Raw genomic sequence first — 20,372 nt, 5'->3', positions numbered from 1 at the left:
GATTCTGTTTTTAATGATGATTACTTCCGTATGACCGGTATATATATGTCTGTTAGCAACTCCGATGTTTCTGTAGTAGACGGACGATTCATATATACCTCAAAGCTGGATGTACTTTGAGGATGGTATTTACTTTTCGGGAACCATTCCTCATAAATCATCCTGTACGCTTTGTATAAAGAAGAATAGCTTCCCTTATGCCTGAATATGGCATACCGTCCACCGGGTATCTGCATGATCCCCGGCATCGTTTTCACTTTTGAATCATCGCGAATGGTAATACCCAGATAGAATCTGCACTTATCTGTAGGTGTGATTGACGGATCGTCCATACTAAGGCTGATAAACTTGTCATACCGCTGATCGGCTTCATACTGTCTGGCGTAATGCCGTAGTTTATTCCATAGCAATTGGTATTTTATTTTGTTTTTATACGCTTCTCCTACTTCAATGCAGAATATCTTCATCGGGCTGATCACTTTTATTTCCGGCTCGATATCCGTTGCCGGATTTTTACTGTTCGGTTTATGCTTTTCTCTGTATTGGGAAGTTGATATACCAAAATGTTTCTTAAAAGCTTTAGCAATGCTGGATTTAGTCTGATAACTTGTCTGCTCTATTATTTGTTTCAGTGTATAGTCTGTTGAGATCAGCAAATGTGCAACATGTTCAATGCGCAAACGCTGTATATAGCTGCCGATATTTTCTCCGGTAGCGGCAAGGAACACTCTTCTGAAATGGTATTTGGACAGCCCGCTCATTGAACTCAGTGTATCAGTATCCAATATCTCCGTCAGATGACAGTTGATGTACACTATTATGTTCTGAATCATCTTGTGATGCAGATAGCTTGTTTCCACCTTTTGCCGCCATCTGTTCAGTGTAGGAAGCCGTTTATTCAGTATATTCCTCAGTTCTTCCGGAGAATAGTCCGTATCTGCATATTCATTATATTTATCTGTATATTTTATCCAGATATCGATCATTTCCCACATGGATATGTCGACAATGTATTTTCCCTCCTTCAGGCAATAATAGCAAAACTCATCACTTCTCGAACCGTCAGAGTTAGTACCTAGATATTCTTCCACATCAAAGCGAAGCGGCATTCCGCAACTTTGGCAATATCTTTTATTTATTTCGGATTCAACCATTTGTCTATTCTTGCTTTGCTTGCAAAAATAAGCTATTTTTCCGGTAAGCAGTTGTCCGGAATAGGCATCTTTTTATTAACAAATGTTCATTTCTGCTATTTCCTAAAGTTGTATCTTTCCTTTGTATGGAAGTATCAGTCAGTTCCCTTCTGTCATCGGTCTGCTGCTAACCGGTTTTATTGCCGATAGGCTGGGGGTGGAGAATATTTTCATCATCGGAGGAGTAGCGATCAGCATTAATATCTCTTATCCGTATATACGAATAAAAGAAGAAAAGTCTCCAATAACCATTGATTATCAGAGACTTTTCTTCTTTTTTAGTGATCCGCCTGGGGCTCGAACCCAGGACCCCAACATTAAAAGTGTTGTGCTCTACCTGCTGAGCTAGCGAATCAATCCTTTGTGCTTTCTTTCGAATTGCGGGTGCAAAGGTAGAACATTTTTTTAGAACTCCAAAGCATTTCAAACATTTTTCTTATCTTTGTGCCATTATCAACAATATACAATCATTAATATATGGCTGACGATAAAAAAATCATCTTCTCAATGGTGGGAGTGAGCAAAGCTTTCCAACCAAATAAAAATGTACTGAAAGACATTTACCTGTCGTTCTTCTATGGAGCGAAGATTGGTATTATTGGTCTGAATGGTTCCGGTAAATCTACCTTATTGAAGATTATCGCAGGTTTGGAGAAATCCTATCAGGGGGAAGTAGTCTTCTCTCCGGGATATTCTGTGGGCTATCTGGCACAGGAACCTTATCTGGACAACACAAAGACCGTAAAAGAAGTAGTAATGGAAGGTGTGCAACCAATTGTTGACGCACTGGCAGAATACGAAGAAATCAATCAGAAATTCGGTTTGCCTGAATATTATGAAGATCAGGACAAGATGGATATTCTTTTCGCCCGTCAGGGAGAGCTGCAGGATATTATCGATGCAACCGATGCGTGGAATCTGGACAGCAAACTGGAACGTGCTATGGATGCACTCCGTTGTCCGCCCGAAGATCAGCCGGTGGAAAATCTTTCCGGAGGTGAACGCCGTCGTGTTGCCCTTTGCCGTTTGCTATTGCAGAAACCGGACATACTGTTGCTTGATGAGCCTACCAACCATTTGGATGCTGAATCTATCGACTGGCTGGAACAGCATCTCCAGCAATACGAAGGTACAGTAATCGCTGTAACCCACGACCGTTACTTCCTGGATCACGTTGCCGGATGGATTCTCGAACTTGACCGTGGTGAAGGTATTCCATGGAAAGGAAACTATTCGTCGTGGCTGGAACAGAAGACCAAGCGGATGGAGATGGAAGAAAAGACTGCCAGCAAGCGCCGCAAAACACTGGAACGTGAGTTGGAATGGGTGCGCATGGCTCCGAAAGCTCGTCAGGCTAAAGGAAAAGCCCGTCTTAATTCATACGACAAGTTGCTGAACGAAGACTTGAAGGAAAAAGAAGAGAAACTGGAAATCTTTATTCCGAACGGTCCCCGTCTGGGTAATAAGGTGATCGAGGCCAAACACGTAGCGAAGGCATACGGTGACAAACTGCTGTTTGACGATCTGAACTTTATGCTTCCTCCTAATGGTATTGTTGGCGTTATCGGTCCTAACGGTGCGGGAAAAACAACCCTTTTCCGTCTGATTATGGGATTGGAAACGGTGGATAAAGGCGAGTTTGAAGTAGGAGAGACCGTAAAGGTATCCTATGTAGACCAGCAACATAAAGACATTGACCCGAACAAGAGCGTCTATCAGGTAATCTCCGGTGGTAACGATTTGATCCGTATGGGCGGACGTGATATCAATGCACGTGCGTACCTGTCCCGTTTCAACTTTGCCGGTGCCGATCAGGAAAAACTTTGTGGTGTTCTTTCCGGTGGTGAAAGAAACCGCCTGCACTTGGCAATCGCTCTGAAAGAAGAAGGTAACGTGTTATTGCTCGATGAGCCGACCAATGATATTGACGTGAACACCCTTCGTGCTTTGGAGGAAGGTTTGGAAGACTTTGCCGGTTGTGCGGTAGTCATCTCTCACGACCGTTGGTTCCTCGACCGTATCTGTACGCATATTTTAGCTTTCGAAGGAGATTCAAATGTATTCTACTTTGAGGGTTCTTATTCAGAGTATGAAGAGAATAAACTGAAACGTCTGGGCAATGAAGAGCCGAAGCGTGTTCGTTACAGAAACTTAATGACTGACTAGTATTTGCTGACAGATTACAAGTTAAATCTCGCTTAATATACGAAAATGAAAGGCTCTGCAAGCATTGCAGGGCCTTTATTGTTTTCGAAAGCAATAAAATGTTTATCTCTCTTAAAAGAATGTAGCATAATTGTCATCTAAGTCTAAATAATATTAATTATCTTTGTGCACAGTTTCAATGAAACAAACAATTAGTATTAACTAATAAATTACATTATGTTGAAGAGAATGCGGTCTTTTTTAGTGGTCGTAATGTTACTGATTACTGCTACGATGAGTGCGCAGGTTACCACAGCAAGTATGAGTGGTAAAGTAACAGCACAAGATGAACCTATTATTGGAGCAACGATCGTTGCTATTCACGAGCCCTCCGGTACCCGCTATGGTACAGTGACCAATGTCAGTGGGCAATTCAATCTGCAAGGTATGCGTACGGGTGGCCCTTACAAAGTCGAAATCACCTATGTTGGCTATCAGTCAGCCATTTACAAGGGCATCCAGTTGTCATTAGGAGAAAACTACGTATTGAATGTTTCTTTGAAAGAAAGTTCAGAGTTGTTGGATGAAGTAGTAGTAACAGCACCAAAAACTATTGAAAAAATAGGTACCGTTACTAATGTAAGTGAACGTCAGATGAACACTTTACCTACTATTAACAGAAGTATAACAGATTTCACAAAGCTCTCTCCTTATGCAGGTGGAAGCAGTTCTTTTGCGGGGCGTGATGGACGTTATAACAATATAACGATTGATGGTGCTTCGTTTAATAATAGTTTTGGACTAAGTTCTAATAATTTGCCTGGAGGAGATTCTCAACCCATATCTTTAGATGCAATCGATGAGATTACTGTAAATGTCTCTCCTTACGATGTTAAATATTCCAACTTCACAGGTGCTTCTATTAATGCTGTAACAAAAAGTGGAACAAACTCATTTTCGGGTACTGCATATACTTATCATAAACCAAGAGGATTTGCAGGGAGTTCTATTGACGGTGAGGATATTCTTAAAGCAAAAGAATACAACTCTCATTCATATGGTGTAACTTTTGGAGGTCCAATCATTAAGAATAAGCTTTTCTTCTTCTTGAATGCTGAAATTGAAAATAAGGAAACTCCGGGGGTAACTTGGCTTCCTAATCAAGATCAAAATGGAACAGGGGATAGCGGAAAACGTATCTCACGTACTTGGGTGGGTGATATGCGTACTATCAGTGACTTTGTTAAAACTAAATATGATTATGACCCCGGACAGTATGAGAACTTCAATAATTTCCAAAGTGATAATTGGAAGTTAATGGCCCGTATTGATTGGAATATACATCAGAACCATAAGTTGACAGTGCGTTTTAATTCTGTTTCCTCAGAAGATGACAGAGAAGTAAGCGCTAAGTCCACTATTATAACTAGTACTAATTCTAATCGTTATGGTTTGGATGCCTTTTCTTTTGGTAATTCAAACTATAAGATGAAAAACGTAGTAACATCGATAACAGGCGAGTTAAATAGTCGTTTCTCGAATAATGTTCAGAATAAACTGTTAGCCACATATACTCATATTAGTGATACACGCGAGCAGAAAGGCTCTGATTTTCCTTTTGTCGATATATATAAGGACGGAAAGCAATATATAACTTTAGGTACAGAAGTGTTTACTCCTAATAATCAGGTTATCAATAATGTATTTAGTCTTGTTGATAATGTGAGTATATCATTAGGAAAACATGAATTGCTTGCTGGCGTTTCTTTTGAACGCCAATATTTTAAAAATTCTTATTTGAGAGGCCCTTACGGATATTATCGTTATGATTCAATGGATGATTTTATGCAGGGAAAAGTACCTACCATTTATGGTATTACATATGGGTATAATGGTAATGATGCTCCAGGTTCTGAGTTGACATTCGGAATGGCTGGTGTGTATGCCCAAGACGTATGGTCTCTTACTCCTAATTTTCGTTTGACATATGGCTTACGTCTGGATATGCCAATATATATGAATTCATTGGATTCTAACAAGTCAATAGAGGAATTAGCTTTTGTAAATAATACTCATGTCGATATTTCTAAGTGGCCGAAGACACAAGTCTTGTTTTCGCCAAGAGTCGGTTTTAATTGGGATGTAAAAGGTGATCGCTCCGTAATTGTATCAGGAGGTACAGGAATCTTTACTGGATTGTTACCTTTTGTATGGTTCACTAATCAACCAAGTAATTCGGGCTTATACCAAAATATGGTAGAGTATAATACACAAAAAAATCCGGGCTCTTTACCTGCTGACTTTGGTTTTAATCCTAATTATAGAGAAACTCTGCAGAAATATCCCAGTTTATTTCCTTCTACACCTTCAGAGCAAGCACCTGATGTTATAGCATATGTAGATCCTAAGTTTAAGATGCCGCAAGTTTGGCGTAGTAATTTGAATGTGGATATTCAACTGCCGTATGATTTTATGTTATCTGTTGGAGCAATGTATACAAGAGATATTTATAATGTTGCGCAGATCAATATGAATGAGGCTGAGCCTACGGGTGTGTATAATGAACAACCGGATCGTATTTATTGGGCTTCAAAAAAATACGAGTATAATGATTATACTAATGGTAAGAATGTAGTAGTAAAACTTTCTAATGGAGAAGATAAAGGATATCAATATTCTTTTAATGCTATTTTGACAAAGAAATACGATTTTGGTTTTACAGGGTCTATCGGCTATACTTATACAATGGCTAAAGATCTGACTGCAAATCCTGGGTCAGCACCTAATTCAGCATGGCAAAATAATGTGGCAGTAAATTCATTGAATGATCCTGGAGTATCTTATTCTTTATTTTCTACGCCCCATCGTATTATTGCTAATGCTTCTTATGAAATCAATTATGCTAAATGCTTAAAGACAACGTTCTCGTTATTTTATTCAGGATATCATACTGGACGTTATTCCTATACATATTATAATGATATGAATGGTGATGGCAATTATTCGGATTTAATATACGTGCCTAACTCTCAGGATGAAATGACCTTTGTTGATATTACAGATAAAAGTGGTGCTATTACTTATTCTGCTGTAGATCAAGCTAAAGATTTTTGGGATTTTGTGAACAATGATTCTTATCTTAAAGATCGTAAGGGAAAATATGTGGAACGTAATGGATCTTTAACACCTTGGATTAATCGCTTTGATTTTAAAATTGCTCAGGATTTTTATGCAACTTTAGGTGGGCGTAAATATGGAATACAGGTTAGCCTTGATATGCTGAATGTAGGAAATATGATTAATTCAAAATGGGGAGCATATCAATCTTGTGGTCTCAAGAGTTATGACAATGTACAGTTATTAAAAACTGCCAGCAAAGTTGGTGAACCCTTGACTTACCAGATAAATGCTAATTCACGTGAAGCTTTTAAAGAAAGATCATCATGGCAATATACCAATACCATTGGTAGTGCATGGTCTATGCAATTAGGAGTAAAAGTTACTTTCTAATACAAGTTTTAAAGTTAAAAAGAAGGATTTTATTTTAATGGGAGCCGGTTAATTCATAATGAGTTAACCGGCTTTTTTGTTGCCTTACTATATAGTGATATGCAGCGTAAAGCTTATAACCTCATCCTCATCACCACCGGATTATGATCACTATACTCCAAATCCGGAGAGAAGTAATCCACCCCTTGAAACTCAGACGAATGGAGGATATAGTCGATTCTCAGCAGATGCTTGAAATATCGGAAGGTGTACATATACCCATGTCCGCAGGTCTGAAAACCATCATTCATCTTTTCTCCTTTTACCGTTTGATATACATATGAAGAAGGGAGAGAGTTGAAGTCACCACATACCAGGGTGGGATAGGGAGAATCGGAAATCAGTTGATTGATTTGTTTAGCTTGTACAGCACGTTTTTTGAAGTTCTCGTGCAGACCACCGGCAAGGGTGAGAGCGGCACGTTCCGCACGGTCGGTATCGTCCGCACGAAGTTCTTTTTCCAGTTTGCGCTTGTTGCGGCTGACTTCTGTAGTCTGCAGATGATTGTTGAACAGACGGATTGTTTGGCCGTTGATGTCGATATCACACCACAGGCTGCAATTGTTGGAATTTGGGTAGGTGACGAGCTGTTTCTCCTTGATAGGATAACGGCTGAACACAGCCAGTTGCAAAAGACTCTCCCCGGCAGGAGAAGAAGGTACATAGTAATACGGCCATTCGGAAAGAACGGTGCGAAGACTGTCAATACCAAATTCATGATTGATCCCAAACTCTTGAAAACAGAAGATATCTACACCGAGCTCCTTCATGTAAGCAGCGATTCCCTTGCATGAGAAACCTGTGTGTTCGTGATTAAAGCTGTTAACGTTATAGGTGGCAATAGTCAGTGCTGATTCGGTGCCTCTTTCGTTTTTCTTCAGAGACAAAGATTCAGTATTCGGTTGGGAAGCTGAGTCAAAAAGCGGAGACTGGAGAACACGAGTCGGGTATCCCCAGTTTCCCAATATGGCGATGAAAGGAATGAAAACCCAGCATCGCCAGCGGACCGTCCAATAGATCGCAGAGACGACATTAGCCAGCAAAAGTACCGGCAAAATCAATCCGATAAAAGGCATTAGCGTAAAGCTGTCCGGTGAAGCATCTCCGGCAAAGGCTCCGGCTAATGTGAAACCAGCCAAAATACTTGTCAGCAAGATAGACAGATAGTAGAGTAATCTATAGAAGGCTTTCATTTTACGGTAACCATTTATTAATCATATCCTTGAGCTTCGCTTGCGAGATCGGTTTGGCAATGAAGTCATTGCAGCCGACGTCCATAGCAGCTATCTGATCCTGCTGGTAGGCATAAGCACTTTGTGCGATGATGGGCACAGTGGTAGAGAGCTCACGAATAATCTTTGTGGCCTCCAGACCATCGAGATTGGGCATTTTGATGTCCATCAGGATAAGGTCCGGCTTCGCTTCGTCGTATGACATGACGGCTTCCATACCATCCCGGGCACGTATCAGCCTGTACTTCCTTCCAAGAATGGCCTTCAGCAAATCAAAGTTGCTGTCCTCATCTTCTGCTATCAGAATCGTTTGCTGGCTGGGAGAGGCATCAGCGGAACTACCTTCGGAACAGCCTTCCTCTGTATTTCCGGACACGCTGCCGGAAGCATCCTGGACAGACGTTTCAGCGAACGTTCCCATGGCTGCCGTATCACTCGGATTTCCGTTTGCATTCGTCGCATTCCCTTCCTGTTCTTCCCTATCTCCGGATGCTTGATCCGATTCGTAAGGCAGCGTGAAAGTGAAAGTCGTCCCTTTGCCTACCACCGAAGAAACAGAGATTTCGCCACCCAACCGTTCAACGATTGTTTTACAGATAGACAGTCCCAGTCCTGTGCCCTGCGCGTAGTTGTTCAGTTTGGCAAAACGTTCGAACACACGTTCTATTTTCTCCGGTTCGATGCCCGTACCGGTGTCAGTCACGTGGAAAACAACCTGCTTGTTCACCAGCTTGTATCCGTAGCTGATGCTGCCCGCCTTTGTGAATTTGAACGCGTTGCCTATCAGGTTCGAGAACACCTGGAACACCCGGTTCTTGTCAGTCTCTATCACCAGACCATTTTCGGATGGCTCGTAGATTAGCTTCACCCCTTGTGGAGTACGGAAGACGTGGGCATCGTACACTTCCTTACACAGGCTGTGGATATTTACCGGTGCGCTGGTGAACTCAATAATGCCCGATTCGATTTTCGAAAGATCGAGAATCTCGTTGATCAGTTGCAGCAAACGTTCGTTGTTGGCCTCGACAATCTCGTAGAATGTATGCCGTTCTTCCGTATTTTCACTTTCGGCGATCAGATGCGAGAAGCCGACGATGGCATTCAGCGGAGTACGTATCTCATGACTCATATTGGCGAGGAAAGCAGATTTCAGTTTGTCGGACATTTCGGCTTTCTCCTTGGATGTCTGAAGTTCCCGTTTGATCTTTTCCAGTTCCGTGATGTCCCATTCGATGCTGACAATGATAGGAGAGGATAGTTCGTCCCCGTCCACCCGTATCTTCCGCTTGTCCAGAATGAGCTGGTTTCCGTTTTTGTCTTTTCCCTCCATCGTCCAGTGGAGTCCTTGTCCGGTAGTGGCAACCAGTACATCTTCCTCCCTTTTCTTTTCTGCCACTTCGGGCGGATAGTAGTCGAAGTCATTCTTGCCGATAGCTTCACCGACGCACAGGTCCCGGTTGTACGATTCCCGGTTGCGGTAGATATATCTGAAATCATTGTTGACCTCCTTGACGACAATTCCGGCGGGAAGATTGTCGATGGTGGTATCCATGATCAGGTTGAGCCGTTTGATTTGCGCTTCATAGTGCAGCCGTTCGGAGATGTCGTGTGAGAACGACCAGTAACTTTCCTCTCCGGAGTCGTTGGTGACATTGTACATGATCCCTTCGTAAGCCAGTATGTTTTTGCTTATCCTCGAGGGGTGATGGGCGATGAAACTTCTGCTTCCTCCGTGAAGAATATCTTTGCAGCGTTCCTGCCAGTCATTCTCCGTTTTCATGTCCCCGGCTATTTCGTAGATTTTCAGTTTGCCGATCTCCTCACTTTCTGGAATGCCATGATTCTGGAGGAACTGGCGGTTGGCGAAGATCAGCGTGCCATCCTCTTTGGCGGCGAAGATACTCTCCTTTGCGTTGTTGATGGCATGTGTCAGCGTGTTGATATCGTTTCTGTGACGCTGTATGTAGGTGATGTTCTGGATGTACCCTTCGATGTTGCAGCTACCGTTCGGCAGCTCTTCGCGCAGATAGGCCTGCAGACGCATGTAGTAGATCTCTCCGGCAACGCGGACGCGGTAGCTGATGCTCTCCTCGTTGGGACCTTCCTCGTTTTTGCGGCACCAGTTGGTGAAGTTCAGGCGGTCTTCTTCGACAATAAGCTGCTGGTAGTTGTCAAGAGAGATACTTCGGGAGGACTCTTCGCACAACACTCCGGTGTAGCCCATATAATAGAATACATTGTCGTATGTGTTGTACATCCACTGTCCGATCTGGGCCACTTTCTGTATCTCCCGTAAGTTCCTGTTGACCTGCTCCAGCTGGCGTTTCACGTTGCTTCGCTGGGTGATGTCCCGATATTGGCAGAGCACGTTGTCATCGTAAGGATACATGATACACTTGAAGTAATAGGTATCATCTTTCAGTTCCAGCTTGTAGTTTTTGCTGATGCTGCGCTGTTCCCGGAGTACGGTTTCGAAGGTGCTGTAGACCTTCTCCCGGGTATGTTCGGGCATTAATTCGAATATATTTTTTCCTAAGAGCCTCTCTTCTTGCAAAAACCATAAATTGCTATGAATATCAATATCAATGCAAATGCCATTTCTATCGACTAATAGCATGGTGTCGGCAGTCAGTTTCAGTATCCTCTGCGCATTATCCGCCTCATGTAATGTTCTGTTCATGCTTGTCCGATTAGATTTATAAGATTCTGTTTCATGCAAAGATAATAAAAGATTTGTTTCTCTGTTCTTATTTTTCCGCGCGTTTTGCTTTTTCCCACGCTCCGCTTCCTTTTTTTCTTTTCAGGTAGCCGATTCCTTTGAGCACATTCACGTTCATGAATAAGAAATAATAGGGAATAAACAGTACTTTATTCTTTATTTGTCTGGTAGAGAGGTAATATCCCCAGTATCCCATTCCGTAGAAAAGAATCTGTAACCCCAGCAGGGTGCCATAAAACAGGGGAGATCCGCCCAGCAGTAAAACGACTATATTCAGCGGCAACAGCACAAACAGCAGGAATGGAGTGACAGACCAGCGCAATACCCGGTGCGACGTGTACTGAAAACTAAGGATTCCGTAACGGAAAGGGTTCAGCAACGGGCGCAGACGCCAGATCGACTGTAATCCTCCGGCAGCGATGCGCACTTTCCGTTTTTCCTCTTCACCCATATTTGCCGATCCGCTTTCGATGGCGTAGGCGTTGGTGCAGTAGGCGATGGTGTATCCTTTCATGGCGATGCGGAGAGAGAGGATGAAGTCGTCGAGCAGCGTATCCGGTTCCATCGGTTCGAAGAGTTCGCGGCGGACGGCAAACAGTTCTCCGGCAGCGCCTACAGCTGAGTAGAGACGGGAGTCGAGCGCTTTCAGTGTCGATTCGTATTTCCAGTAGATGCCTTCGCCTCCGGCGGCTGCTCCGTCCTTCGTCTGTACGGCTATACGTTTTTCTCCTGCCACGCAGCCCACTTTCGGGTTTTGAAAAGCCAGTACGATTTCACGGATTGCCTCGCTGTTGACCATCGTGTTGGCGTCCGTAAAGACGACAAGCGGGGTCCGGACGAGTGTCATTCCTCGTGTCATGGCGGCTGTCTTTCCCTGCCGTTTCGGCTGGAAGTAGACGGTTACTTTTCCGTTCCAGCGGGTTTGGAGACGGTCGTTTGTGCCGTCATCGCTTCCGTCCGTCACCCAGACGATGCGGAGTTTGTCCGCAGGGTAGTCCAGGGCGAGGCTGTTCTCCATCTTTTCGTCCACCACGTCTTCTTCGTTGAAGGCGGTGATGAAGAGGGTTACTTCCGGCAGGTCACTGTCCGGTGGCAGCACCCGTTTCACGGGTTTCACGAAAAGCTCTTTCAGCCTGACGAGCGCGTAGAGGACGATGCCGTAGCCCAGATAGGTGTAGAACACCATGAACAGGGCGAACCAGAAGAGGATTTCGAGGGTGAGAGTTTCGTTCATAGCTGTATTCTCGTTTAATAGATGTTTGTTGATTTACTTATTGAAGTCGTTTTTTCAGTGCCTCTTTTTTAGCCGATTCTTTCAGCATGTTTACAAAGTAGAGGGCGTCTGCTTTGTTGGAAGCATCGGAAGGATTGGCCTCGTATCGTTTTACGAAGTTCTCGGCGTGTTCAAACAGGTATTTCCGACAGTCGATATTGAGCATGATACCGTCTTTGTAGTCAGCATAAGATAGTCCGGTCAATGCATCATTTCCTTCGATGGAAACAATGTCATACATGCTAATTCCCGACAAATTGATAGTGGTAGAAGGATAGTAGAAGAACTTTTCTCCCGGTAAATTTATTGTTAATTTGAAAGAACTTGCGTCTATTTGTGCTATACTAATATGGCTGTTTAAACGATAATAGTTATATTCATAATATTCTTCCTGGCTTGGAAACCATAACGAATCATCCCCATCTTTACCATAATTACTATTTAACCATAATAAAAAGTCGATCCAATTGTTGTCCGTACCATGAACACCTATGCAGATTGCTTTACGTTCTTCTTTGGGTAATTTTAGCAGGTCAGTAATCTGTTGTTTAAAATATGCTGGTGAATCGTTAAACTCCCGTTCTATCAGAGATTTTTGTAAAGTTTCAGACACCTGATACGGATATAGGGTAATTGCTCCTGCTTGTGCGGTCATCGTTTGAATTTCCGGACATTGAAGAGCAGCAGTTACGTATGTCTTATTTCCATTGGGTTCAGCAAGAAATTTGCATCCCCTTCCTGTGAGTTTCTCTACAATAATGTTTTGGGCAATATCAAAATGTTCCAATATTTGTATTGGATCATTAGCATCCTTTGTCATTACATCATGGAGGGCAATGCCTGTTCCATAGTTCAACATCTCTCGTATGTTATCCCATATAAGTCCGGATTTCATATAAAAACGATAATAGTTTGCAGTAAACCCCGGCAGTACGTTTGTTTCAGCATCCATCCATTTTTCTTCAGGGGCAAGAGTGGTAGTAATAGCAAACCGAACTTCATTTCCTGCTCCGTCTGTACATCCCAAAGATTGGTTGGCGGAAATAATAGTAGGGGGAAGATCCCCTTTTTGCAAATGTTTGATGTCAAAATATAATTGGTGTTTCATATTCTGATCAGTGGGAGTTGGAGTAGGATAAGGTATTGAACTTGAGATCGGTTTACCGTTTATTGCAGCCCACGTACGGCAAAAAGCAGCCTGCATGCAGTCGTCTTGTGTTAGCATCAACATCCATGTCTTATTGTATTTTAAATGAGGGATTTCGACATTAATATCTTTGGTCTGTATTTCTTTTTTTGTGTGGATAATGATTTCTGCTGTAACGTTTGCTGTTTCTTTGTCGAAAGGATACATATAGACGGGAGTAGAATCTGTATCTTTTTCGTTATTGTCTTGTCCTGTATTTCTATTCTCATCGTATAGATTCATTTTTCTTATACAGGAAGTATAGGTGAAAAGACAAGCTGTTACTAAGATGATATTTACTATATATTTTGCCATATCCATAATGATTTTGATGAGACCTTATTTGATGAGATTAGAGTCTTTATCTTTGTATGCCGTTTTTTTGATAAAGAGTCCGGTGATTTCTTTCAGTGCTTTGATTACCCGTATCCATATATTATCAATCAGTGATCCTTCAGAATTTAGGGTTCCATTACTTGTAAGCACTCGTGCTTTGCGACTTGTAATAAATACGATTTTTCCATACGGTTTCATAGCTAATGCTAACGAACCGTCTTCTCCGCGGATAATATCTGTACGAAATCCGAACCGACGTCCTGTTTCCGTATTAAAACTGAAAGCCATACCCCGCACACAGAGTTCAGGACGCTGGATGGCTTGTAAGCGGAGGTATATATCGCGCAGGCCTTCGTAGCACCATAGTCCGAATCGGGAATGTCTTTCGTCAACCATAAAACTCCATAAACTGAATGTACATGCAACCTTCGGATTCATTAGATATTTTACATGCGTTTCAATGTAATGCGGCGGATATAAAGTATCTGCATCAATACAAATATGATATTTTCCTTTTGCATGGTCCAATCCGCATTGGCGGGCGTATCCCGGACCTTTCTTCGTTTCGTTATAATAGGTAACTCCCAATGATTTTAATACTTCTTCCGTTTTATCCGTTGAATTGTTGTTAACGGCTATTATTTCAATGGGGAAATGGCAATGATTCTCGGAGAGTGACCAGATACAACTTATCAGATGACGTTCCTCATTGTGTGCAATGAGTACAACCGATACCAGTGGAGAATCGTTTTGACGTTCTTTGAGTTGTCTTTTGACTTTGCGGATACTATCGTCAGAAATCTCATCAAAAGATTTCCCGTATACTTCCAGATAAGTTTTATACCACTTTACCATATATTGTTCTGTTATTTAGAAGAATAAGTTAATGATTCGAATAAGTTTTTCCATTGTGGCATCACATTTTCCGGCAGAAAGCGTTTTACGTTTTCCCTGGCTTTGTGTCCCATCTTGATGCGTACATTTTCATTCTCAATCAGATAGCAGATTTTGTCTGCAAGTTCCTTGATATTTTCTTTCTCCACTAGTAGACCGTCTTCATGGTCTTTTATGATATCCGAAGGACCATGCGGACAGTCAAATGAGACACAGGGTATACCACATGACATTGCTTCTGCCAGAACGAGTCCAAAACCTTCGTATCGGGAACTCATGACATAAAAGTCGCTATCCATGTATTTTTGATAGATATCGGGAGTGGGAGGATGAAATAACACGGAATTTTCCAGTGCCAGATTTTTCCGTTTCTCCAATAACATGTTTTTGTCTTCACCCTCTCCATATATATCAAGAATCCACTCAGGGTGTTTCTGATGTACTTTACTCCAGGTATCCAGTAATAAGTCATATCCTTTCTGCTCTACCAGTCTTCCTGCGGTAATAATCCGTTTTTGAGTTTTCTTGTCTGGACTGATTTCTGCAGGATACCGGTGCAGCATATTGGGGATGATTCTTGCCTGCGGTGTTATGTCGGACCAGTCTTTCGCATCGTTGTGAGTCAGTGTTACAAAAGCGGACATATGTTTGATATACTGGTGAAGTTGCTTGTCTCTTCTTTTGAATGCCCATCTCATCAATAGATTTCCGGCAGGTGGATTATTTTTTTCAATACTTGTCCTCATGCTATGCGTTTCCAGTATGGTATGCGTTTTTCTTTGAAGTAAATCCATACCAGCCATAGTTGTGAATTCGCAACTAGCTCCGATGACTATGTCGGCTTGAGTTGTATGTACGAAATTACTGAGTTTTTTAAAAAACTCTTTTTCCATTTTCCACTGCATGAACATGCGTTTGAAAAGCCCATATTGATACTGGCGATAGAATAGTATGCCCCAATCTATATGGGTCACTTTGGGTGATAAAGGGTAAACGATGGAATGTCCCCCTTGCTCCCAAGTAATAATGTATACGTGGTATCCGTAATGTTCTGCCAGATAATTCGCCTTGTCGATGAAGATTCTTTCTACGCCACCAAAAGCCGCTAGTGAGCGATATAAATAGATGATAGTCATTCTTTTCTTCTTTTATTGAGGTGCATATTCCATCAATTCTTCAAATAAACTTTTCCATTGTCGCGAGATTACTTCCATAGTAAAATCTTTGGCCCTGATTTTTGCCTGCCTACCCATTTCTATGCGGATATTCTCGTTCTCAATCAGATAGCAAATTTGCTTGGCCAATTGTTCAATGTTTCCGTTTTCTACCAAGAGCCCGTTTTTTCCATTCGTTATCATGTCCCGCGGACCGCATGGACAGGCAAAGGCAACCGGAGCAATTCCATAAGCCATTGCTTCGCCCAATACCAGAGGTAGCCCTTCGTATCGGCTTGATAAGACAAATATCGAACTCATACAGTATTTTTCGGCTATATTCGATACAGTGTGATGAAGCAGACAATTATTATTTAGTTGTAGTTCATCTATTAGTTTGGTGAACTTCTCTTTCAGGTCGCCTTCTCCATAAATATGTAGTTTCCAGTCCGGATGTCTTTGGGCGACAATGCTCCAGGCGGGGATTAGCATATCAAATCCTTTTTGGGGCGCATATCGCCCTACAGCAATAGCATTATGTGACAGAATATCTGTTTGTTTTCCTTCTACAGGAGTAGAAATAGGATTAGGGATGATGCTGATATTAGTCAGTTCCGGCCAGTCTTTAGCCCCTTCACTTGTAAGTATAATCACTCTGGACAGTTTAGACAGGTTTTTGACAAATCTGTTTGCCCATCTTTTCTTTATCATGTTGACAATCGCGCTTTTACGTTTCAGTGCTTCTGCGCCATAGGCGTAGCGGCTGACGTGAAACTCTCCGATTTTCAGGCTACCGTCTTTCAATTTAGTGATAAAGTTCAGTTCCCGGCGCATGGTTGAGATAGTAATGTCCGGTTTCAGTTCGTTCAATAGATTCGATAGTCGTTGTTTAAACCGATAGTAGCGGAACGGATACTTCAGCATTTTACTTACTGTGGATTGAGAGTAGGGCAGGTCGAAAGATACTCCTAAGTCGATATGCTTTACTTTGGGGGATAATGGAAAGTGTGGTGCTTTACCCATTTGTTCGGATGTAATGATGGTGATGTCGTATCCTTCAAAATGTTCTGCAAAATAATTGGCTTTGAATGTAACTATCCGTTCTATTCCGCCAGGTGCCTGTAGTGAGGGCAGGTAATAGGCTATCTTCATGATTTAATAGATTTTAGCAATGATTTGTTTCCGATAAAATTCTCCGGCGTCGGACACTTGTTTTCCGTTGGCGGCTTCGTTTACATATTTTCGTTCCAGCTTTACTTTCCGTTTGGCTCCCATTCGCCACCATTCATATTCTACGTCCACGTGCCCTGCGTCAATTGCCTGATAACCGGACTTGAATAAATCGTAAGCCAGTACAGTAGCCGTAGGTCCTAAAGCAATCAGGAAGAGAGCGGTTTTCTCGAGTTTTTGCGCTTCATTCAGTATTTCTTCGTAGCGGTCAAATGCGTCACGGGGCGGACAAAGAATACGTCTGATGCTTTTTACATTGTCAAAGAGGTCGTTGCCTACCCCCAAACGGCTTTTTTCGCCTTCAATGAATACGACATCCCTGTCTTTCCAGATAGCTTTCATCTGGTGAAACCACCGTGGGCAGTCTTCTTTGGAAGCGAAGTCCATGTAGGGACGGGTGATGAATGTATTGTAGTATAGCCTGTCGGGCAACAGCAAGCGGTCCCACCAGCTGCCATACAGAAAGAAGTGAGTTCTCCAGAATCGGCGTGCTTTGCGGTTATAGCGATAGATGTTTTCGAAAGTATCGGAGATACAAACCAAATGTCCTTCTTCATGGCTTGTCAATACTTCCTTGAGACGCTGAGCCAAGAGTACATTTCCTTTTTGGAATCCTATTTCCTTGTCCGGGTTGGTAAGCAGCATCTCACCATCGCCGAAACGGCTCACGGAACATTGGTCTTCTACGATTATCCGGATGGTCTCATCAATGGAAGCTACCTGCGGAGTTGTTTTCTGATGGCATCTGAGAGCCATGTACCAGAAATTGTACCATTCTACAGTAATGCCATAACGCAATTTATAGCGGACAGCATTGATCAGTGGCTGTATATTCATAGTGATATAGTTTCATTCAAAGGTTTCATTAATAACAATTTGCATCTGGGCTTTCCATGAAAGTGATTGCTCTATAGACATCCGTATTTGGAGCGGCGTTGTTTTCAATGATTGATAAAAGCGGATTACTTTTTCGATGTCAAGGGGCGAATCGTCCGGTGCTGCCTTAAGTATGTATGGCTGATGCTCAAAGTCATCATCCGTTTCTGAATAAACAAAAGGAATGCCTCTTGCTGCATATTCACGGTTCTTTAAGGTCTTGATTTTGTCAATACCGCTACGATGGCGAGCCAGACTGCCTATTCCCATGTCCGACTGCTCGAACACGGCATCCAGTTCTTTGCCGTATAAGGCACTATGAAAGATGATATATTTCTCTAACTGATGTTTGGCTACATCTTTTTTATAGCTGTCCACCAGTTCGGGAACCCCGAAGCCTACGATATTGAGATATACTTTATAATCATGAGTGTCCGTATGTGTACGATAGTAATTTGCCATGCCGGCTATAACTCTGTCGAAACCATGCCATGGGTGCATTGTCGCTACGGCAATCAGTTGTAGAGAATGTGCGGTATCATTCTTTGGACCTCTTAAAGGGATTTCGCTGAAATCAATTCCATTTGAGATGCGGATGGTGGGGCGATTCCAAATAATGTCATAGTCCGAAAAAGTGACGATCTTGTCAACATAGCGTGCCAGATGCTGTCGGAAACATTTGTCTATAAATAGGATTCGTTGGTATACGAATGGGAGTCCCTTATATTCTTGGTCGTATGGATATGTCGGGATTTCCATCACTATACGTGCTCCGGTCTTTTTTAGTAGTTTCATCAGCCGTATGCTGAAAGGGCTGGCATTATGGACATAGCGTACATAGATAAAGTCTATGTTTTCTTTCTGTACATAATGTACGATACTGTCAAATTCGATTCTTTTTAGGATTTTTCCTTTGATCCCGAAACCATAGTCGGCGATTATCGATTCATCTACCATACGGCGTTTATGGTTGTCCGTATCGTCTAGCCAACACGTATGCATTTCTAGTCCGCATTCTTTGAGGGCTTTTACTTGATAACGTATCTTTTTACTGATTCCGTTGAATGCTTCGAAACCATGGAATATGAGGAATAATCCTTTCATTGTTTGTTCTTTTGTACCAACTTTCTATTTCTTACAAGAGTCTTCACTTTGCCTGTGATATCATAGGTGTGTGTTACTTGCATATATGTCCCAAAGATAATAAAACTTACGAAACTTTTTGCAATAAGTGTTGCGAAAATATTCATATTTTCCATCATATAATATATAGGCGTGAGGAATGCCGTTATTAGTAGGCTGACAAGGAGTGGAGAAAGAAGTTGTCTGATAAATATCCATGCGTTTCTTTGAAAAGTTACTCGGTACATCATCCAATAGCATTGTACGAAATTGATAGTAAAAGTTATCACGATACATGTTGCTACAGCTGTCAGTGTGCCGAAATAGAATATCCCTGCCAGCATTCCGGTCACATTGAGTACGGACGAAAAGAGTCCGCAGATGAATAAGCTTCGTGTATCACCTGCTGCCTGGAAAATGGAACCTGAAGAAGAGAGTATGATCTGAATGCCGACCGAAAGTGCCAGTATCCGGAATACGGGAACCGAAGGCAGCCATTGATCACCGAAAATAATCAGTGTCACTTCTTCCGCCGTAAAGAAAAGCAGTACGCTGAGCGGCAGACCGATGAATGACAGAAAACGGACAATGCGTTCGTAGGATGTTGCCAGCTTTTCCTTGTCATTCTGGAAATCGCTGAAGATGGGGTGCATTACCGGTGTGATGACTTGCGTAATATTCTGCAGAGGGAGCATCATCAAGCGGTAGGACTTTTCATAGTATCCTAGCGCTGACAGGCTCATATATTTACCGATCAGCAGTTTATCCAGATTGCGGCTGAAGTAGTTAATCACGTTAAACAAGAATTGATAGGCCGAATAGGAGAATATCTTTCGGAGTACTTTCAGTCCTAACGTGAAACGCAGCCGTTGCGGATAGCGTTGATAGGAAATAACGAATATCAGTATGCTGGAAAGTATAGGATTGATGATCAGCGCATATAAACCGGCTCCGCAAAGCGCGGCAGTTATTGCTCCGGCGCCTCCGGCTATCTGGATGATAAAGCTTCGGACAGCAATGAACTTGAACTCTTTGTTGCGGTAGAACAAGGCTCCCGGCACGATGTTGGCAGAGGCGAAGAACAGGTTGACGGACAGGAGCTGGCACAACGTCCGTAAGATCCCGCTTCCGTAGTAACCGGCGATCAGCCAGGAAGCGGCAAAAAAGAGTATGCTGATTCCGATGCCTGTCCATACGGTGAATGAGAAGATGTCCGAGAGTTCTTCTTTAGTCAATGATTTATGTTGTACGATAGCAGGCGATATTCCCATATCCGTAAAGAGATTGAAAAATGCAATAATGACCGTAGCGATTGCCACTACTCCGAAGTCATCCGGAGAGAGTAACCGCGCAAGAATCCCTGCCACGACGAGTGATATAATGATTCCACTGTATTTGGCTAGTGCCGTGTAGAATACTCCGGAAAATAACTGATGTTTAATATTGTTTGCCATTGCCTGAAT

At 42.5% G+C, this 20,372-nt stretch carries 13 protein-coding genes and 1 tRNA gene; 2 read left to right on the top strand and 12 right to left on the bottom strand.

Going from position 1 to position 20,372, the window contains the following annotated elements; translation table 11 throughout:
- Window positions 1-20: 20 nt before the first annotated feature.
- Entirely contained in the window at window positions 21-1,154 is a 1,134-nt protein-coding gene (locus BLW31_RS04175) for a GyrI-like domain-containing protein (protein ID WP_029425523.1), read from the bottom strand.
- A gap of 321 nt (window positions 1,155-1,475) precedes the next feature.
- Window positions 1,476-1,548, bottom strand: a tRNA-Lys gene (locus BLW31_RS04170).
- Between the two features lie 122 nt (window positions 1,549-1,670).
- Between BLW31_RS04170 and ettA the strand changes: the two genes are divergently transcribed.
- Both ettA and BLW31_RS04160 read left to right on the top strand, forming a co-directional pair.
- Window positions 1,671-3,359: an energy-dependent translational throttle protein EttA gene (gene ettA, locus BLW31_RS04165; protein WP_010537804.1), complete on the top strand. Its 1,689-nt coding sequence runs from the start codon at window positions 1,671-1,673 to the stop codon at window positions 3,357-3,359.
- Between the two features lie 216 nt (window positions 3,360-3,575).
- Window positions 3,576-6,848: a TonB-dependent receptor gene (locus BLW31_RS04160; protein ID WP_008765900.1), complete on the top strand. Its 3,273-nt coding sequence runs from the start codon at window positions 3,576-3,578 to the stop codon at window positions 6,846-6,848.
- Between the two features lie 113 nt (window positions 6,849-6,961).
- On the opposite strand, the gene BLW31_RS04155 is transcribed toward BLW31_RS04160, so the two are convergent.
- The 10 genes from BLW31_RS04155 to BLW31_RS04110 all read right to left on the bottom strand — a co-directional run bounded on the left by BLW31_RS04155 (window position 6,962) and on the right by BLW31_RS04110 (window position 20,363).
- Window positions 6,962-8,080, bottom strand: a complete 1,119-nt coding sequence (locus tag BLW31_RS04155; protein ID WP_010537806.1) for an endonuclease/exonuclease/phosphatase family protein — start codon at window positions 8,078-8,080, stop codon at window positions 6,962-6,964.
- A gap of 1 nt (window position 8,081) precedes the next feature.
- Window positions 8,082-10,799 carry a hybrid sensor histidine kinase/response regulator gene (locus BLW31_RS04150; protein WP_029425524.1) on the bottom strand — a complete coding sequence of 906 codons (2,718 nt, stop codon included), beginning with the start codon at window positions 10,797-10,799 and terminating at the stop codon, window positions 8,082-8,084.
- A 67-nt stretch (window positions 10,800-10,866) separates the two neighbouring features.
- Window positions 10,867-12,072 carry a glycosyltransferase family 2 protein gene (locus tag BLW31_RS04145; protein ID WP_010537808.1) on the bottom strand — a complete coding sequence of 402 codons (1,206 nt, stop codon included), beginning with the start codon at window positions 12,070-12,072 and terminating at the stop codon, window positions 10,867-10,869.
- Between the two features lie 37 nt (window positions 12,073-12,109).
- Window positions 12,110-13,612 (bottom strand): polysaccharide deacetylase family protein, encoded by a 1,503-nt coding sequence (locus BLW31_RS04140; protein ID WP_029425525.1) that lies wholly within the window; start codon window positions 13,610-13,612, stop codon window positions 12,110-12,112.
- Between the two features lie 24 nt (window positions 13,613-13,636).
- Window positions 13,637-14,488, bottom strand: coding sequence for a glycosyltransferase family 2 protein (locus BLW31_RS04135; protein WP_010537810.1), 852 nt, complete (start codon window positions 14,486-14,488; stop codon window positions 13,637-13,639).
- A gap of 11 nt (window positions 14,489-14,499) precedes the next feature.
- Complete coding sequence (locus tag BLW31_RS04130; RefSeq protein ID WP_010537811.1) at window positions 14,500-15,663, bottom strand: glycosyltransferase family 4 protein; 1,164 nt, start codon at window positions 15,661-15,663, stop codon at window positions 14,500-14,502.
- A gap of 12 nt (window positions 15,664-15,675) precedes the next feature.
- Complete coding sequence (locus BLW31_RS04125) at window positions 15,676-16,833, bottom strand: glycosyltransferase family 4 protein (RefSeq protein ID WP_010537812.1); 1,158 nt, start codon at window positions 16,831-16,833, stop codon at window positions 15,676-15,678.
- Window positions 16,834-16,836: 3 nt separating this feature from the next.
- The gene (locus tag BLW31_RS04120) at window positions 16,837-17,748 is read right to left on the bottom strand and encodes an SP_1767 family glycosyltransferase (protein ID WP_010537813.1); all 912 of its coding nucleotides are present in this window, start codon (window positions 17,746-17,748) and stop codon (window positions 16,837-16,839) included.
- A gap of 12 nt (window positions 17,749-17,760) precedes the next feature.
- Window positions 17,761-18,891, bottom strand: a complete 1,131-nt coding sequence (locus BLW31_RS04115) for a glycosyltransferase family protein (RefSeq protein ID WP_008765892.1) — start codon at window positions 18,889-18,891, stop codon at window positions 17,761-17,763.
- Complete coding sequence (locus BLW31_RS04110; protein WP_010537814.1) at window positions 18,888-20,363, bottom strand: lipopolysaccharide biosynthesis protein; 1,476 nt, start codon at window positions 20,361-20,363, stop codon at window positions 18,888-18,890. The genes BLW31_RS04115 and BLW31_RS04110 overlap by 4 nt, the downstream gene beginning before the upstream one ends.
- Window positions 20,364-20,372: the final 9 nt, after the last annotated feature.

The sequence above is a fragment of the Bacteroides faecis MAJ27 genome, assembly GCF_900106755.1.
Taxonomy (GTDB): Bacteria; Bacteroidota; Bacteroidia; order Bacteroidales; family Bacteroidaceae; genus Bacteroides; species Bacteroides faecis.
The sequence above is the reverse complement of the archived record's forward strand: the minus strand, read 5'-3'. Positions and strand labels throughout refer to the sequence as shown.